The organism is Pseudomonas sp. MH9.2 (genome assembly GCF_034353875.1).
In the GTDB taxonomy this organism is placed as follows: domain Bacteria; phylum Pseudomonadota; class Gammaproteobacteria; order Pseudomonadales; family Pseudomonadaceae; genus Aquipseudomonas.
The window spans coordinates 3018732-3034558 of the sequence record NZ_CP133784.1 but is presented as its reverse complement, the minus strand read 5'-3'; the positions used below and the strand labels follow the sequence as shown (position 1 = coordinate 3034558).

Below are 15827 nucleotides of genomic sequence, written 5' to 3'. Positions count from 1 at the left end.
CAAAACGCCCTGAGCCTGGCGGCAATCGAGTTACCCATCGACCGCTTGGGCCAGGACAGCCTGAGAACCGAGAGTATTTACCGATGAAGAAGTGGCAGTGCATTGTGTGTGGCTTGATCTATAACGAGGCCGACGGCTGGCCGGACGATGGCATCGCGCCGGGAACCCGCTGGGAAGATGTGCCCGCGGACTGGCTATGCCCGGACTGTGGTGTGGGCAAAATGGATTTTGAAATGATCGAAATCGGCTGATCTGCCGTTCGACCTTTTACACCTCAATCAGGAGAACCGAATGAACGCACCTGTCGTGATCGTGGGCACTGGCCTGGCGGGCTACAATCTCGCCCGGGAATTTCGCAAGCTCGATGGCGAAACGCCGCTGCTGCTGATTACTGCGGATGACGGGCGTTCCTACTCAAAACCAATGCTCTCCACCGGTTTTGGGAAGAACAAGGAAGCCGATGGCTTGAGCATGGCCGAACCCGGCGCCATGGCTGAGCAATTGAAAGCAGAAGTGCGCACCCATACGCGTATCAGCGGCATCGATCCGGGACACAAGCGCCTGTGGATCGGCGAAGAGGTCGTGTACTACCGCGACCTGATCCTCGCCTGGGGCGCTGAAACCGTGCGTGTTCCTGTAGAAGGTGATGCCAGTGACGCGATATTCCCGATCAACGATCTTGAGGATTACGCGCGGTTTCGCGCTGCGGCCGCAGGTAAACATCGGGTATTGCTGCTGGGCGCCGGTTTGATTGGCTGTGAGTTTGCCAACGACCTGATCCTCGGTGGTTATGAAGTGGACCTGGTCGCACCTTGCGAGCAAGTCATGCCCACCTTGCTTCACCCGGTAGCCGCTGCTGCGGTGCAAGCGGGGTTGGAAGGGCTTGGGGCTCGCTTCCATCTAGGGCCGGTGATGACGCGCCTGCTACGCACCGAGCATGGGCTTGAGGCCCATCTTTCCGATGGAGAAGTGCTTTCGTGTGACGTGGTTGTGTCGGCCATTGGGTTGCGTCCACGTGTCGATCTGGCTGCTGCGGCAGGTTTGCAGACCGGTCGCGGGATTGTGGTTGATCGTCATTTGCAGACATCCCATGCCAATATTTTCGCCCTGGGCGACTGCGCGGAAGTTGATGGCTTGAATCTGCTCTACGTCGTGCCGTTGATGAGCTGCGCGCGCGCACTGGCGCAAACCCTTGCCGGCAACCCGACCGCTGTCAGTTATGGCCCTATGCCGATCACCGTCAAAACGCCGGTGTGTCCGTTGGTGGTTTCGCCAGTACCGCGCGGCATGGAAGGGGTGTGGACCGTTGAAGGGCAGGGTGCCGATATCAAAGCCCTGTGCCGGGACGCCAACGGTAACCTGCTGGGTTACGCCCTGACCGGCACCGCTGTCATGGAAAAAATGGCACTGAACAAAGGCTTGCCGCCCCTCTTGGCGTAAATACAGGTCGTTCTGTCGGATAAGCCCCATTTTTGTTTCTACAAACGTCGCGCACAGGCTGGCGCGGGCCCCGATGGCATGCCATCCTCATTCTCGTCTGCCGCATAGTAGAGCTGTTGCGGCGCCTTGGTCGCTGTTCGGGAAGAACAGCACGGACATAACAACAAAAAAACGTCAAAGAGGCTTTATATGCGTAAACCAGAACTCGCAGCCGCCATTGCTGAAAAAGCGGATCTCACCAAAGAACAAGCCAACAAGGTACTCAACGCGGTGCTTGAAGAGATCACTGGCGCACTGCATCGTAAAGACAGCGTCACCCTGGTGGGATTTGGCACTTTCTTGCAGCGTCACCGCGGTGCCCGCACCGGCAAAAACCCGCAAACTGGTGAGCCAGTCAAAATCAAGGCGAGTAACACCGTAGCCTTCAAACCTGGCAAATTTTTGAAAGACAGCGTTAACCCTTAATCTGCTTGAGGTTTCAGCGGGAAGCGAACAGCAGCAAAAATGGGCACTCCAATCAGGTTGGATGCCCTTTTTTTGGCTTTGAAGAATGTGTGGTGCGCAGACGTTTAATTGTCGAACAATCCGACTTCTGTAGCGATCCTCGCCGATCAAGTAACATTTCACTACTGTTGTCGGGGCGGCAAACCGCTACACTGCACCGCTGGCCGCTTTTGACCTGAGCGGCGCCCCTGTTGAGGCTGTGTGCATGAAATTTCGTTTTCTCCTGTGGATGCTTGGCCGAATGATGGCCAAAGCCAGCCGCAACAATCCCGCTTTTCAGAATCAATTGGCCGGTAAGGAATTGACCTTCCAGCTGCAGACATTCGACGGCACGGTCGCGCGCCATTTCGTCGTGAGCGGCCAGCGTCTCACCAGCCGTCCAGGCGTGGTCGCCGAGCCAGCGTTCTCGATTTCGTTCAAGGATGCTGGGTTCGGTTTCGCCACGATGCGGGCTAAAAACAAGCAATTGGCATTTATGCAGGGGATTCAGGACAAGGACATCCAGATCACGGGTAATCCGGGCCTGGTGATCTGGTTTCAGGGCTTGACCAAGTTCCTCAAGCCGAAGAAGAAAGTGGCCTGATCAGAAAACCCCTGCAGGCAAGCGGCGGATCGTGCTGAAAGCCTGGCGCCGTATAAGGGTTTCCCTAGGACATGTGTTGCTGAAGCCCCTGCAGAAGCGCATCAAACGTAACTTTGCAGCGTGGGCTGTTGCGTAAATCCTCGTGCATGGTCAGCCATGTTTCCAGCCTGACCCCAAATTGTTGCGCAAGCACGCGGACCAATGCCGGGTCGCGCTTGGCTAGCGCTACTTGGCACACACCAATACCCGCGCCCGCGCGGATCATCGCCAGTTGCGCGAGATCGCTATCGCTTCTCAGTGTGAAGTTGTCTCGTTGCCATTCTGGTAGCGCTTGTCTAGCAGCGCGCAAAAATGGTGTTTCCTCGTCGAAACCGATCAGCGCGTGCTGCGAGAGGTCGACCAAGGTGCTGGGCGTGCCACGAGCTTGCAGATAGCGCTCATGTGCATGCAAACCGATCTCGATCTCTCCAACGCGTCGCGCAATGAGCGAGTCTTGCTTAGGCTGTGCCATACGAACTGCAATATCGGCCTCTCGATGAAGCAGGTCTTGCACCCGGTTGGTCAAAACGAGTTCGACTTTCAACGCTGGGTAATTGCTCTGCAGTCGCGCTATGACGGGTGGCAGGACTTCTGCACCGATGACTTCGCTCGCAGTGATGCGCACCGTTCCCTTGACTCCGTCCCCAAGACTTTCAGCTGCTCGTTTCAAGGCCGTGGCATGTGCCCTCATCGAATCGGCATAGGGCTTCAGCGCTAATGCTGCTTCGGTAGGCAATAGGCCTCGTTGAGAGCGGGTGAAGAGGGTCACGCCGAGCTGCTTTTCGAGCGCCGCAATGTGCCGGCCTACCGTCGGTTGCGCCACACTCATTGCACGTGCCGCACCGGACAATGATCCTTCTTGCAGCACGCTTAAATAGGAGCGGTAAAGTTCCCAGCTAATGTCGTAGTCCATACATAAATGTATAGCAGCAGCCTCATCTTGAACAATTCTATTCGGGTGTAATCCGGCCCAGACTTTCTCCATTCCAACGCAGCGGAGATTCAACATGGCGGGCAACAACACGGTGCTGGTTCTCGGCGCCACCGGTGGCATTGGTGGCGAAATGGCGCGGCAGCTGTGCGATAGCGGGTGGGATGTGCGCGCACTCCGTCGAGGAGAGCAGCACGCCGCAGGGAAACGGGACGGCATTACCTGGATCGTCGGTGATGCGATGAATCGCAACGATGTCATGGTAGCAGCACTTGGCTGCTCGGTGATTGTGCATGCAGTGAACCCGCCGGGATATCGCCGTTGGGGCGAGCTTGTGCTGCCTATGCTCGACAACACCCTTGCAGCGGCGAGCGCGCAAGGTGCCACTGTCGTACTGCCCGGCACTGTGTACAACTTTGGTCCGAGCGCCTTTCCAGTGCTTCATGAAGATTCACCGCAGCAACCGAAAACCCGCAAGGGTGCCATTCGTGTGGAACTGGAGCGTCGCCTGGCGTCTGCAACGACTCAGGGATGCCGGGTGATTATCGTACGGGCCGGCGACTTCTTCGGGCCGAAGTCTGGCAGTAGTTGGTTTTCGCAAGGTTTGGTTAAGCCGGGCCAGCCGGTGGCGACCATAAATCTTCCCAACCTGGCCGGCGTGGGTCATCAATGGTCCTATATTCCCGATGCGGCACGCACGATGGTGCAATTGCTAGAGCGTCGCGATGCCTTGGCGCCGTTTGCGGTATTTCACATGGCTGGCCATTGGGACGCCAACGGAATGCAAATGGCTGAAGCGATCTGCCGCGTCGTAACCGGGCGTGGTGGTAGGCAGCCGAAGCTACGTGCTTTTCCTTGGTGGCTGGTTAAGCTGGTTTCACCTTTTGTGGCGACGTTTCGCGAACTACTTGAGATGCGATACCTGTGGTACACGCCGGTTCGGATGAGCAGCGCGCACGTGCAAGCCACACTCGGCCAAGAACCGCACACTCCGCTGGACGAGGCGGTGGAGGCCACGCTGGAGGGCATGGGTTGTCTTCCCTCGATGACCTGAACACCGACCGGCATCACCAGTCTCCCGCTGGGCGGTGGTTGCCGCCGGGGGTTCCTATCGCAGACGCCCTCACTACGTCGCGAATTGCGACGCCAGTTCGCGCAGCAGCACTTCGGCGTCCAGTACCTTTTTCACGGACTCTTCGGCTTTTTCGCGTGGCAGGCCCAGGCGTTCGAACAGTTCATCCGGGATGTCCTCTTCCGGCCCTGAACCGATGCCGTTTTTACGCAGCAAGCGTACCGACAGGCACACCAGATTCGCGTACTCGCAATGAGCGCCAGCGTAGGACGGATCGTGCTGGAAGCGCAGCGCCGTGGCCAGCTCTTCAGGCATATCCCAGTAGCGCATCAACCAGGCACCGATCTGTTCGCGGCTGATGCCGAGCAGATGTTGCTCGACGTAGCTGTGGCACAGGTGTGGGTTGACCTCCAGATGGCGGCAGATCAGCGAGAAGTGCGGCGGGAAGACGTGGGCCAGCAGCAGGTAACCGAAGTTGTGCAGCAAACCGGCGAGGTACGTCAGACCGGCTTCCGGGCGTTGCGCGCGAGGCATGGCGCGGGTCAGGCCTTCGATCACGGCCGCAGTGTAGATCGACTGCTGCCAGTAAGGCGTGGTGTGTTGCGGATGATCCTTGGGCAGGCTCAGGGTTTTGCCCAGTGCGAGGCCCAAGGCCAGGTTGATCACCAGGTCGAAGCCAAGCACGCGGACGATGGCATCTTCCACCGAGCGGATTTTGCCGGGCGATGCGTAGTAAGGCGAAGCAGCCCAGCTGACCACTTGTGCCGCCAACGCGGGGTCGGTCTCGACTACGCCGGTGATGTCGTCAATCGTGGCGTTGGGATCGACCCGCAACTTGATGATTTTTTGCGCGGTCTCGGCCAGCGGTGGAATTTCCAGCGTCTCTTCCAGGCGTTGCTGAATGCGACGGGCGGTGAAGGCATGCATCGCCTTGATGATTTCCTCGCGGTCATCGTCTGGCCGGTCAAGGTTGGGCCGGATCAAGCTCAGTGGTTCGCCGAAAGTTGCCGCGCTGGCTTTGCTCATCATACCTTTGAAGGCCTCGCTGGAAATTTCCAGCAACAGGCCCGGCTCGCCGGAATTGATCAGTAGCGTCGGCTCTTGTAGCAAGCGCTCTTCATACAGGCACGGTGAGCCGTTCAGCGCAGGTAAGCCAGGCAGCATGCTCTGGTTGTGTTTACCGAGCATGTGATCAAGACGTTCCTGGGGAATGGCGGTCAGCGTGCGTCCGGTCAACTCGGCGAGGCGGTTGAGGTCCAGTAAATGACTCTGCGGGAACAGAACCAGCAGCGTGCCAATGGCGTCGCCGAGGAGGATGGGCTGGACTCTCTGCGAGGCAGGAAGGCTCGTGTCATCCATGACTTCCCGGTAGCTGACGGCTAATTTGCCGAACAGCGCCCGAATGACAGACGGAGCGGGCGGGGTTGCATCGGCGAAGGCAACTTCTGTCATGACGTGTATCCAGATTGTTACAGTTTAGGGAGTATAACCAGCTTAGTTATCCGGCGTCGTTATCGACGCACTCTCTTCATACCTGTCCATATTGCTGGCCATGGCGTAACCAGCGCTCCAACAGTGGGCTTACATGTTGGGGCCAGCGTTCGAGCAAGGCTTGTGCAGCGTCTCGAACGGCCGGCAACAGGTCTGCGTCACGCATCAGGTCGGCGACCTTGAATTGCAGCAGGCCAGTCTGTCGGGTGCCGAGCATTTCGCCAGGACCGCGCAGTTCTAAATCTTTTTCAGCGATGACGAAACCATCATTGGTCTCGCGCATGATGCCCAGTCGTTGCCGCCCAATCTGCGACAGGGGGGGATGATAGAGCAATACACAATGACTCGCGGCGCTGCCCCGACCGACGCGCCCGCGTAACTGGTGCAGTTGCGCCAGGCCCAGGCGTTCGGGATTTTCGATAATCATCAGGCTGGCATTGGGCACGTCGACGCCGACTTCGATGACGGTGGTTGCCACCAACAGTTGCAGGGCGCCTTGTTTGAACTCGGCCATGACGGCCGCTTTTTCCGCAGGTTTCATGCGCCCATGGATCAAGCCCACGCGCAATTCGCCCAAGGCGCTGGTCAGCTCTTCGAATGAGGTTTCGGCGGCTTGGCAGGTGAGCTCTTCGGATTCTTCGATCAGGGTGCAGACCCAATAGGCCTGACGCCCTTCGGCGCAGGCCGCGCGAACGCGTTCGACGACTTCAACCCGGCGACTGTCGACCACCAATACGGTATTGACCGGTGTACGTCCTGGCGGCAGCTCGTCGAGGATCGAGGTGTCGAGGTCGGCATAGGCACTCATGGCCAGGGTGCGCGGGATGGGCGTCGCGGTCATGATCAGCTGATGCGGACACATCAGGCCACCGACGCCCTTTTTGCGCAGGGCCAGGCGCTGTTGCACGCCGAAGCGGTGTTGTTCATCGATGATCACCAGCGCCAGATTCTTGAACTGCACTTCATCCTGGAACAGCGCATGGGTGCCCACGACCATGGGCGTGCCGCTGGCAATCTGCTCCAGCGAGGCGGCCCGGGCTTTGCCCTTGAGCTTGCCTGCCAGCCACGCGACATCAATACCCAGGGGTTCGAGCCAGCGTTTGAAGTTGACGTAATGCTGTTCAGCCAGAATTTCGGTCGGCGCCATCAGCGCCACCTGATAACCCGCCTCCAGTGCCTGCAAGGCCGCCAGAGCAGCGACCACGGTTTTGCCCGCGCCGACGTCGCCCTGAATCAGGCGCAGCATGGGTTCTGGCTGACTCAGGTCATAAGCGACTTCGTTGCCGACCCGTTGCTGCGCGCCAGTGGGCGCAAAACCAAGGTTGGCGAGGAACTGTGGTGGCAGCTTTGTGGCTTTGGGCAATGCCGGGGCGCGCTGCGAGCGCAAGCTTTCACGCAGGCGTTGTTGCGACAGTTGATGGGTCAGTAACTCTTCGAATGCCAGGCGGTGCTGGGCCCAGTGATGGCCGAGGGCAAGCTCTTCCAGGTCGGCGTTCGCGGGTGGATGGTGCAAATAACGAATGGCTTCATCCAGCGGCGCCAGTTGATAGTCGCGCGCCAGCTCTTCAGGCAGCCAGTCGGGCAGGCTTTTGGGGCCCAGCAGCGCCAGGCTTTGCTGGCACAGCTGGCGCAAACGCTGCTGGGTCAGGCCTTCGGTGGTTGGATAAATGGGCGTGAGGGTTTGTTCAACCGGGATGTGCTCATCGTCGGTCAGTGCGCGGTATTCCGGGTGATAAATTTCCAGCCCGGACGCGCCGGGCCTGGCTTCACCGTAGCAGCGCAGGTGGGTACCGCGTTTCATGCCCTCTTTTTGCGCATTGCTGAAGTGATAAAAGCGCAGGCTGAGCGTGCCTGTACCGTCGCCCAGGCGCACCAGCAGGCTGCGGCGCTTGCCCATGACCACATCGGCGCCGCTGACCACCCCTTCTATCACCGCGTCCTGGCCCGGACGCAATGCGCCGATGGGCACGACACGGGTCCGGTCCTGATAGCGCAGGGGCAGGTGGAACAGGACGTCCTGAAGATTCTCGAGGCCTACTTTGGCCAGTTTCTCGGCCATGGCCGCGCCGACGCCTTTAAGCGCCGTGACGGAGACGTGGGACAACTCGCTCATGTTGCGACTTAGCTCGCTTCTACTTTAGGCCGGGTCACCGAGCACAGGCGCACGGAGTCGGCGAGAATCTCGATCGCCTTGGGCCGAGGGAAGCTCGCGCGCCATGCGATCGCCACGGTGCGGAACGGCGCGGGCGGGGTCAGCGGACGCACTTCGATGATGCCAGGTGCATAGTGATGGCTGTCGACGGCTGACATCGGCAGGATTGAGATGCCCAGTCCTGAGGCAACCATGTGCCGAATGGTTTCCAGCGAACTGGATTCGACGGTGGTGTGCTTGACGCCTTCGCTGCCTTTGGCCAGTGTCGGGCACGCTTCGAGCACCTGATCACGGAAACAGTGACCTTCGCCGAGCAGCAACAGGCTCTTGTCGTTCAGCGCAGCGGCATCGATGGACTCTTTCTGGGTCCATGGGTGGTCCGCAGGCATCAGTACGTAGAACGGCTCGTCGTACAGCGGCAGGGTCAGTACATCGGCTTCATTGAATGGCAGCGCAATGATAATCGCGTCCAACTCACCGTTGCGCAGTTTGTCGCGCAGGATATGGGTGAAGTTTTCTTCGATGTACAACGGCATTTGCGGGGCGACCCGGTGCAGTTGCGGGATCAGGTGCGGGAACAGGTACGGGCCAACGGTGTAGATCGCGCCGACTTTGAGCGGTGCGGTCAGCTGATTCTTGCCAGCCTGAGCCAGTTCGCGGATGCCTTGAGCCTGTTCGAGCACTTTTTGAGCTTGAGCGACAATCCCTTCGCCGACCGGGGTCAGGCGAACGGCACTCTTGCTGCGCTCGAAAATCAGCACGCCAAGTTCATCTTCCAGCTTTTTCACGCCCACCGAGAGGGTCGGCTGGCTGACGTGGCAGCGCTCGGCGGCGTGTCCGAAATGTTGTTCCTGGGCGAGCGTAACGATGTAGCGCAATTCTGTAAGGGTCATAGCGTGCGTCCATGAGGTAGCGACCCCAGCATAGCGGCTGCAATCGATAGACGCACGTTATCAGCTGTACTCCAGTCAATCAAAATTACGATTTCAGCGTTTATCCAGGGAATAAACGAAAGGGGCAAGTATTTCCACTGCGCCATTAGTCAGTGCTTCAGCGGGCGGCTGGGGCAACGGTTGCGCACGTCGGATCATTTCAAGAGTGGCTCGATCCAACGCGGTGCTGCCGGAGTTGCCCGCCAGCGAGAAGGACAGGACCCTGCCGTCGGCATCGACGACAAAGCGCAGACTGACCGTCCCCTGGGTGCCGCGACGGCGCGCATCTTCGGGGTAGCGTTTGTACTTGGCCAGATGCTGCTGCAAATCGGATTGCCAGTTGCGCTTCGCATGACTGTCCGACGGTGTGCTGGATGGCTGCGGCGCCGCGGCGGCTTTTTCAGGCTTGGCGTCGGTCGGCGGCGTATCCACTGGTTTCTCCTCGGCCGGCTTTTCTTGCGGCGGCTCCGGTTTCTTCTGCGGTTTGGGCGGCTGTGGTTTGGCTTTTGGCTTGATAACCGGCTTTGGAATGGCAATTTCCGGCTTTGGCGCTTCAGTGAGTTTCGGCAACGGCAGGGTTTCCACCGGCGTCGGTGGTTGCGGCGGCTGCACGACCTTGGGCGGCGGTGGCGCGGGTGCTGGCAACGGCGCCAGTTCGACCATCATCGCAGCAGGAGGCAGTTCGATTGCCTGGGGTGCCGACCAGCGCATCGCGACGATAATCGCGATGGCGTGCACGGCGAGCACCAACAACAAACTACCGCTATAGCGCGTCAGTTTTTGGCGCAGAGTCGTCATTTCTTGCCAACCGTCTCGAGGCCCACGAGGCCGACTTTCAGGTAACCGGCACCGCGCAAGGCGTTCATCACCTCCATCAGGTCGCCGTAGTCCACGCCCTTGTCGGCCTGGAAGAAAATCGTCGTGTCCTTCTTGCCCCTGGTCTTGGCATCGAGCACTTGGCCAAGCTGTTCACGACTGATTTTTTCTTCGCCGAGGAATAGGCTCTGATCAGTCTTGACGCTGAGAAACAGCGGTTTCTCGGGCCGAGCAACAGGCTTGGCGGTGGAGGCGGGGAGGTCGACTTTGATATCGACCGTCGCCAACGGGGCGGCCACCATGAAAATGATCAGCAGCACCAACATGACGTCGATAAACGGCGTGACGTTGATTTCGTGGTTCTCGACGAGATCGTCGCCACTGTTTTCGTTCAGATGCAGGCCCATGGTTTACCCCACTTTAACCACGTGAGGCTGCTGGCTACGCTCGGCCGGCAGGTGATCGAGGTCACGACTGACCAGCAGCAGAACGTGTGCCGAGGCATCGGAAACCTGGGCTTTGTAACCCGCGATGGAGCGGGCGAAAACGTTGTAGATCACCACAGCCGGAATCGCGGCAACCAGCCCAAGCGCGGTAGCCAGCAAGGCTTCGGCAATACCGGGGGCCACCACGGCAAGGTTGGTGGTCTGGGTTTTGGCGATGCCGATGAAGCTGTTCATGATGCCCCATACGGTGCCAAAGAGGCCGACGAAGGGCGCGGTGGAACCGATGGTCGCGAGCACGCCGGTGCCGTTGCTCATGTTGCGGCCACAGGCTGCAACCAGACGTTCCAGGCGGAAGCTGACCCGCTCCTTGATGCCTTCGCGCTCGCGGCTGTTGGCCGACAGGCGCATTTCTTCGAGGGCGTCATGCACTAACAGGTGGCCCAGCGTCCCTTCTTTACTGGCGCTGTCGCTGGCTTCCTTGAGGGTACGGGCCTTTTTCAGGTTGACGATTTCGCCGCGCAGGCGCCGCTTGGCGCCCAACAACTCAACGCCTTTGGCGATCCAGATTGTCCAGGTGATGATCGAGGCGATGGCGAGACCAATCAGGACGACTTTCACGATGATGTCGGCATGCTGGTACATGCCCCAAGGCGACAGGTCGTTGGCCATACCGAGGCTGTTGTCATCGACAACGGCTGCGTCTTCACGTTGCTCTACAACCGGGGCGGCGGCAGGGTCGACAATGCCATTGGCGGGTGCGGCAGCGACAGCCTGGACGGCGGGCGAAGCAGCAGCGACCGGTTCATTGGCAAACGCGCTGGGAGCCAGCATCAGGCTGAGCATCAACGCAGCAATACCGCGCCATGCGCGCGGCAGGCTGGCAAGCTTGGTGGGCGAAGCGAGGGATTGGATACGTGTCATGCTGGCCTGACCTGAGAGGAAAAAGGGGGCTTCGTTCTGCCACTTCGCGCTAGGCATATGACCGGAAGGGCAGAGCAAACGGGTCCCGATTATTGCAAATAATTCTTGTTAACAACAAGTGGTGCGGTATCTTTCCCTATAAACCGTAGGTTTCTGATTAAATTCAAACGTCATTTTCGGCTGTTTACCGCGCCGTTGTCGCACGTTTTTTATTGTGGAGCTCCGACATGTCTGCCCCGTCTGTTTTGATTGCTGGTTGTGGTGATGTTGGAGGCCGTCTCGCCAGCCAACTGCTTGCTCAGGGCTGGACCGTGTCTGGTTTGCGCCGGTCTGTTGCGCGCTTGCCTGCCGGGGTAACAGGCATCGCAGGTGACCTGTTCGATGCTGACTGCCCAATCGCCTGGCCAACCTCGCCGATTGATTACCTGGTCTACAGCGCTGCTGCGACCGATCATGACGAGGCCGGTTACCGGGCAGCGTATGTGGATGGCCTGCGCAATGTATTGAGTTGGCTCAAGCAACACGGGCAGAAGCCCAGGCGTCTGGTGTTCGTGTCCAGCAGTAGTGTGTATGGGCAACAGCAGGGAGAGTGGGTCGATGAGTCATCGGCTACCCAGGCGACGGGTTATTCCAGTCGCCTGATGCTTGAGGCCGAGCACTTGGCATTGCACAGCGGCATCCCCGCCAGTGTGGTGCGCCTGACGGGCATCTATGGGCCGGGCCGCGAGTGGTTGCTGACGCAAGTTCGTCAAGGTTATCGCGTCGTGGCCGAGCCGCCGTTATATGGCAATCGCATTCATGTCGACGATGCCGCAGGGCTATTGGCGTACCTGCTACAGGCGGATGCCCGTGGCGTTGCGCTGGATGAGTGCTATATCGGTGTCGATGATGCGCCCGCGCCCTTGGCCGAGGTGGTTGCGTGGCTGCGTGAGTATCTGGGGGTTACCGAGTGGTCGGCTGAGGCCAGCGTGCGCCGCGCCGGCAGCAAGCGCTGCAGCAATGCCCGGGCCCGGGCATTGGGCTGGGTGCCGCGTTATGCGAGTTATCGCGAGGGCTACGCTGCGGTGCTTGAAGGGCAGAAATAGGGGTCTGAACCCTGCATCGCCGACAGGCCTGTATCGCCAATAAATTCGCTCCCACGGGGGGTGTGGGAGCGAAGGGCAGACCGTGCGGCTTCAGTTCCGCTCGAGCAACCAGTGACGTGCACCAGGACGCAGGTCCGGCATTTCGTCGGCCTTGGCCTGATTGACGGCCTGGAGTATTTCCATCTGCTTGTCTTTGCGGACAAAGATCCAGGCATTGCCTTTTTGGGCTTTTTCCAGCCAGAGGCTGTCGTGTTCGCCGCTCATGGCTGCGCAATCACCGGCCAGGCATAGGGCGTAACGATCATTGCCCGGCAAGCCGATAATGCTGCCGTCAGGCTGGAACTGAACGACGCCGCCAGCGCCTTCGCCGTCGACAATTTTCCATTGACCGCCCATATAGGCGCTATACAGGGCTTTCTCGAAACTGCTGCCCGGCGGTGCGTCGGCAGGCGCGGGATTTTCAGGCTGCACGAAGCGTTGTTCCGGGCTCGAGTCGCTGACGCCTTGAACCAGTTCGTCGCCTTTGAGGCTCAGGTCTTCGAAGAAGTTACCGTAGAAATCGACGTGCCATTTGCCATCGGCGGCACTGACGATTTTTCCTTCACTCAGCTCGAAGCCGTTAGAGAAGGCGGCCTGCCTGGCTTTTGTGTCGACGTGCCATTCCAGGTTAGGCCCGTTGGCAAGCAGCGCCTGGCGCAGATTTCCACCTTTGGAGGCGGCATCGATAGCGGTCTGGTTGATCCAGATGCCGTCAGGGTTACGGTCGGCGTGGCTGGCACAGCCGCTCAATAGCGTGGCGAGCAGCGAGAGGGCAAGCGCAAAGCGCATAGCGGAGTCCTTCCTTTGCAGGGTGGGCGGAACGGCCAGCGCTCCGTCGGGGGAGGTTATTCAATAACGAGGATGGCGTCCATTTCGACCTGCGAGCCTTTTGGCAGCGCAGCAACACCGATGGCGGCGCGGGCCGGGTAAGGCTGGTCGAAGTATTTGCCCATGATCTCGTTGACCTTGGCGAAGTGGCTCAGGTCAGTCAGGAAGATGTTCAGTTTGACGATGTCCTTGAACGAACCTCCGGCTGCTTCAGCCACGGCTTTCAGGTTCTCGAACACCTGAACGGTCTGGGCTTCGAAGCCTTCGACCAGTTCCATGGTTTTCGGGTCCAGCGGGATCTGCCCGGACATGTAGACGGTATTGCCAGCTTTGATCGCCTGAGAGTAAGTGCCGATGGCTGCAGGTGCTTTGTCGCTGGTGATAACGGTCTTGGTCATGAAGAACTCCTGATGAAGTGGTTGGCTACGCGCGCATGCGGGTGATGCGAATGACCCCTGTCAGGGCGCGCAGTTTTCTGATCACGCGGGCCAGGTGCACGCGGTCGTGCACGCTGACTACCAGTTGGACCACGCTGATGCGACCATCGCGCTCGTCCATGCTGATTTTTTCGATATTGCCGTCCGCGGCATTCACGCTACTGGCCAGCAGGGCGATAAGGCCGCGCTGATGTTCCAGTTCGACGCGCAGTTCGACGTTGAATTCGCCCGTCACATCCTTGGCCCAGGACAGCTGGATGCATTTTTCCGGATTGTGGCGGATTTCACTGATGTTGCGGCAGTTGTCCAGGTGCACAACCATGCCCTTGCCTGCGGACAGATGGCCGACAATCGGGTCGCCCGGGATCGGCGTGCAGCACTTGGCGTAGCTGAGGACTAACCCTTCGGTGCCGCGAATCGCCAATGGACCTTCGGAGCTTGGCAGTTGCTCGGCTTCGCTGGTCAGCAAGCGGCGGGCGACGACATAGGCCATGCGGTTGCCCAGGCCAATGTCTTCGAGCAGGTCTTCGATGACCTCCACGCGGTACTCGGTAAGGATCATTTGCACGCGGTCGGCTGGAATCTTCTCCAGGGTGCTATTGAAGCCGTTGAGCACCTTGTTCAGCAGGCGTTCGCCCAGGCTGATGGATTCAGAGCGGCGTTGCAGCTTGAGGGCGTGGCGAATGTGCGTGCGAGCTTTACCGGTGACCACGAAATTCAGCCACGCCGGGTTCGGACGCGCACCTGGCGCGCTGACGATTTCAACCGTCGAGCCACTTTGCAGCGGCTCGGAGAGCGGTGCCAGGCGACGATTGATCCGACAGGCTATGCAGCTGTTGCCGACATCGGTGTGGACTGCGTAAGCGAAATCGACCGCCGTGGAGCCTTTGGGCAGCTCCATGATCCGGCCTTTGGGCGTGAACACGTAGACCTCGTCCGGGAACAGGTCGATCTTCACGCTTTCGATGAATTCCAGCGAGTTGCCGGCACGCTGCTGCATTTCCAGCACGCCTTTGACCCACTGACGAGCGCGGGCATGCGTGCCTTGTTGCTGCTCGTCGCCATTGGATTTGTACAGCCAATGCGCCGCGATCCCGTTGTTCGCCATCTCTTCCATTTCACGGGTGCGGATCTGGATTTCGATAGGCACGCCATGCATACCGAACAGCGTCGTATGCAGGGACTGGTAGCCGTTGGCCTTGGGAATCGCGATGTAATCCTTGAAGCGCCCGGGCAGCGGTTTGTACAAATTATGCACAGCACCCAGCACGCGGTAGCAGGTGTCGACTTTGTCGACGATGATGCGGAACGCGTAAACGTCCATGATTTCGTTGAAGGCCCGGCGTTTGCCGCGCATCTTCTTGTAGATGCCGTACAGGTGTTTCTGCCGACCGCTGACTTCGCCTTCGATACCGTCCACGGCCAGGCAATGGCTCAGGGACTCCTCGATCTTGTTGACCAGCTCTTTGCGATTGCCCCGTGCCCGTTTGACCGCTTGGCCAATACGTGAGGAGCGCATTGGGTACATGGCCTTGAACCCGAGGTCTTCGAACTCAATGCGAATGCTGTGCATGCCCAGGCGATTGGCGATGGGCGCATAGATTTCCAGGGTTTCCTTGGCGATCCGCCGGCGCTTTTCTCCGGACAGGACTTCCAGCGTGCGCATGTTGTGCAGCCGGTCAGCCAGCTTGACCAGGATCACGCGGATATCGCGCGCCATGGCCATGGCCATTTTCTGGAAGTTTTCAGCTTGCGCCTCGGCCTTGGTCTCGAAGTTCATCTGAGTCAGCTTGCTGACCCCATCGACCAATTCGGCCACGGTTTCGCCGAACTGCGCACAGAGCGCTTCCTTGGCAATTCCGGTGTCTTCAATCACGTCATGCAGCATGGCCGCCATCAGGCTTTGATGGTCCATGTGCATGTCGGCAAGGATATTCGCGACCGCTAGAGGGTGCGTGACGTAGGCTTCACCGCTACGACGGCGTTGGCCATCGTGGGCTTGTTCGGCATAGAAATACGCTCGGCGGACCAGATTGACCTGGTCTTTACCGAGGTAGGCCGACAGACGATCGGCGAGGGCGTCTATGCTCGGCAAGGTGTTACCCCCTGCC

16 protein-coding genes are annotated in these 15827 nt (G+C 59.4%); 6 read left to right on the top strand and 10 right to left on the bottom strand.

The window, feature by feature from the left end; genetic code table 11:
* The first annotated feature begins 83 nt into the window (after positions 1–83).
* The 4 genes from RHM55_RS14320 (at position 84) to RHM55_RS14305 (ending at position 2527) form a co-directional block, all read left to right on the top strand.
* Positions 84–251 carry a rubredoxin gene (locus RHM55_RS14320; RefSeq protein ID WP_017528588.1) on the top strand — a complete coding sequence of 56 codons (168 nt, stop codon included), beginning with the start codon at positions 84–86 and terminating at the stop codon, positions 249–251.
* A gap of 40 nt (positions 252–291) precedes the next feature.
* Complete coding sequence (locus RHM55_RS14315) at positions 292–1440, top strand: NAD(P)/FAD-dependent oxidoreductase (protein WP_322177017.1); 1149 nt, start codon at positions 292–294, stop codon at positions 1438–1440.
* A 189-nt stretch (positions 1441–1629) separates the two neighbouring features.
* On the top strand, positions 1630–1905 hold the full coding sequence (locus tag RHM55_RS14310; RefSeq protein ID WP_219063073.1) for an HU family DNA-binding protein: 276 nt from the start codon (positions 1630–1632) through the stop codon (positions 1903–1905).
* A 244-nt stretch (positions 1906–2149) separates the two neighbouring features.
* Positions 2150–2527, top strand: coding sequence for a helicase (locus RHM55_RS14305; RefSeq protein ID WP_322177016.1), 378 nt, complete (start codon positions 2150–2152; stop codon positions 2525–2527).
* Positions 2528–2591: 64 nt separating this feature from the next.
* Here the strand turns inward: RHM55_RS14305 and RHM55_RS14300 are convergent, their stop codons facing one another.
* On the bottom strand, positions 2592–3479 hold the full coding sequence (locus RHM55_RS14300) for a LysR family transcriptional regulator (protein WP_322182944.1): 888 nt from the start codon (positions 3477–3479) through the stop codon (positions 2592–2594).
* Between the two features lie 94 nt (positions 3480–3573).
* Here RHM55_RS14300 and RHM55_RS14295 point away from each other — a divergent pair, with 94 nt between their 5' ends.
* A complete protein-coding gene (locus tag RHM55_RS14295) occupies positions 3574–4551 on the top strand; it encodes an NAD-dependent epimerase/dehydratase family protein (RefSeq protein WP_322177015.1) in 978 nt (325 codons plus the stop codon).
* A 72-nt stretch (positions 4552–4623) separates the two neighbouring features.
* Here RHM55_RS14295 and RHM55_RS14290 read toward each other — a convergent pair whose 3' ends face one another.
* The 6 genes from RHM55_RS14290 to exbB form a co-directional block, all read right to left on the bottom strand.
* On the bottom strand, positions 4624–6021 hold the full coding sequence (locus RHM55_RS14290) for an aminoacyl-tRNA deacylase and HDOD domain-containing protein (protein ID WP_322177014.1): 1398 nt from the start codon (positions 6019–6021) through the stop codon (positions 4624–4626).
* Positions 6022–6097: 76 nt separating this feature from the next.
* Entirely contained in the window at positions 6098–8173 is a 2076-nt protein-coding gene (gene recG / locus RHM55_RS14285; RefSeq protein WP_322177013.1) for an ATP-dependent DNA helicase RecG, read from the bottom strand.
* 8 nt (positions 8174–8181) lie between these two features.
* Entirely contained in the window at positions 8182–9105 is a 924-nt protein-coding gene (locus RHM55_RS14280) for a hydrogen peroxide-inducible genes activator (protein ID WP_322177012.1), read from the bottom strand.
* Between the two features lie 93 nt (positions 9106–9198).
* The gene (locus tag RHM55_RS14275) at positions 9199–9942 is read right to left on the bottom strand and encodes an energy transducer TonB (RefSeq protein WP_322177011.1); all 744 of its coding nucleotides are present in this window, start codon (positions 9940–9942) and stop codon (positions 9199–9201) included.
* Positions 9939–10367, bottom strand: a complete 429-nt coding sequence (gene exbD, locus RHM55_RS14270) for a TonB system transport protein ExbD (RefSeq protein WP_322177010.1) — start codon at positions 10365–10367, stop codon at positions 9939–9941. The genes RHM55_RS14275 and exbD overlap by 4 nt, the downstream gene beginning before the upstream one ends.
* A gap of 3 nt (positions 10368–10370) precedes the next feature.
* Positions 10371–11327: a tonB-system energizer ExbB gene (gene exbB, locus RHM55_RS14265; protein WP_322177009.1), complete on the bottom strand. Its 957-nt coding sequence runs from the start codon at positions 11325–11327 to the stop codon at positions 10371–10373.
* Between the two features lie 227 nt (positions 11328–11554).
* On the opposite strand from exbB, the gene RHM55_RS14260 reads away from it, so the two are divergent.
* Positions 11555–12412 (top strand): SDR family oxidoreductase, encoded by an 858-nt coding sequence (locus RHM55_RS14260; RefSeq protein WP_322177008.1) that lies wholly within the window; start codon positions 11555–11557, stop codon positions 12410–12412.
* Positions 12413–12502: 90 nt separating this feature from the next.
* Here the strand turns inward: RHM55_RS14260 and RHM55_RS14255 are convergent, their stop codons facing one another.
* Genes RHM55_RS14255 through spoT form a run of 3 tightly spaced genes read right to left on the bottom strand, consistent with a single transcriptional unit; the run spans position 12503 to position 15811 of the window.
* The gene (locus RHM55_RS14255; protein ID WP_322177007.1) at positions 12503–13240 is read right to left on the bottom strand and encodes a hypothetical protein; all 738 of its coding nucleotides are present in this window, start codon (positions 13238–13240) and stop codon (positions 12503–12505) included.
* Positions 13241–13296: 56 nt separating this feature from the next.
* Complete coding sequence (locus RHM55_RS14250; RefSeq protein ID WP_003229509.1) at positions 13297–13677, bottom strand: RidA family protein; 381 nt, start codon at positions 13675–13677, stop codon at positions 13297–13299.
* Positions 13678–13702: 25 nt separating this feature from the next.
* A complete protein-coding gene (gene spoT / locus RHM55_RS14245) occupies positions 13703–15811 on the bottom strand; it encodes a bifunctional GTP diphosphokinase/guanosine-3',5'-bis pyrophosphate 3'-pyrophosphohydrolase (RefSeq protein WP_219063063.1) in 2109 nt (702 codons plus the stop codon).
* Between the last annotated feature and the right edge of the window lie 16 nt (positions 15812–15827).

Coding starts and splice junctions, on each gene's coding strand:
- RHM55_RS14320 (WP_017528588.1), top strand. CDS start 84: ATGAAGAAGTGGCAGTGCATTGTGTGTGGCTTGATCTATAACGAGGCC.
- RHM55_RS14315 (WP_322177017.1), top strand. CDS start 292: ATGAACGCACCTGTCGTGATCGTGGGCACTGGCCTGGCGGGCTACAAT.
- RHM55_RS14310 (WP_219063073.1), top strand. CDS start 1,630: ATGCGTAAACCAGAACTCGCAGCCGCCATTGCTGAAAAAGCGGATCTC.
- RHM55_RS14305 (WP_322177016.1), top strand. CDS start 2,150: ATGAAATTTCGTTTTCTCCTGTGGATGCTTGGCCGAATGATGGCCAAA.
- RHM55_RS14300 (WP_322182944.1), bottom strand. CDS start 3,479: ATGGACTACGACATTAGCTGGGAACTTTACCGCTCCTATTTAAGCGTG.
- RHM55_RS14295 (WP_322177015.1), top strand. CDS start 3,574: ATGGCGGGCAACAACACGGTGCTGGTTCTCGGCGCCACCGGTGGCATT.
- RHM55_RS14290 (WP_322177014.1), bottom strand. CDS start 6,021: ATGACAGAAGTTGCCTTCGCCGATGCAACCCCGCCCGCTCCGTCTGTC.
- recG (WP_322177013.1), bottom strand. CDS start 8,173: ATGAGCGAGTTGTCCCACGTCTCCGTCACGGCGCTTAAAGGCGTCGGC.
- RHM55_RS14280 (WP_322177012.1), bottom strand. CDS start 9,105: ATGACCCTTACAGAATTGCGCTACATCGTTACGCTCGCCCAGGAACAA.
- RHM55_RS14275 (WP_322177011.1), bottom strand. CDS start 9,942: ATGACGACTCTGCGCCAAAAACTGACGCGCTATAGCGGTAGTTTGTTG.
- exbD (WP_322177010.1), bottom strand. CDS start 10,367: ATGGGCCTGCATCTGAACGAAAACAGTGGCGACGATCTCGTCGAGAAC.
- exbB (WP_322177009.1), bottom strand. CDS start 11,327: ATGACACGTATCCAATCCCTCGCTTCGCCCACCAAGCTTGCCAGCCTG.
- RHM55_RS14260 (WP_322177008.1), top strand. CDS start 11,555: ATGTCTGCCCCGTCTGTTTTGATTGCTGGTTGTGGTGATGTTGGAGGC.
- RHM55_RS14255 (WP_322177007.1), bottom strand. CDS start 13,240: ATGCGCTTTGCGCTTGCCCTCTCGCTGCTCGCCACGCTATTGAGCGGC.
- RHM55_RS14250 (WP_003229509.1), bottom strand. CDS start 13,677: ATGACCAAGACCGTTATCACCAGCGACAAAGCACCTGCAGCCATCGGC.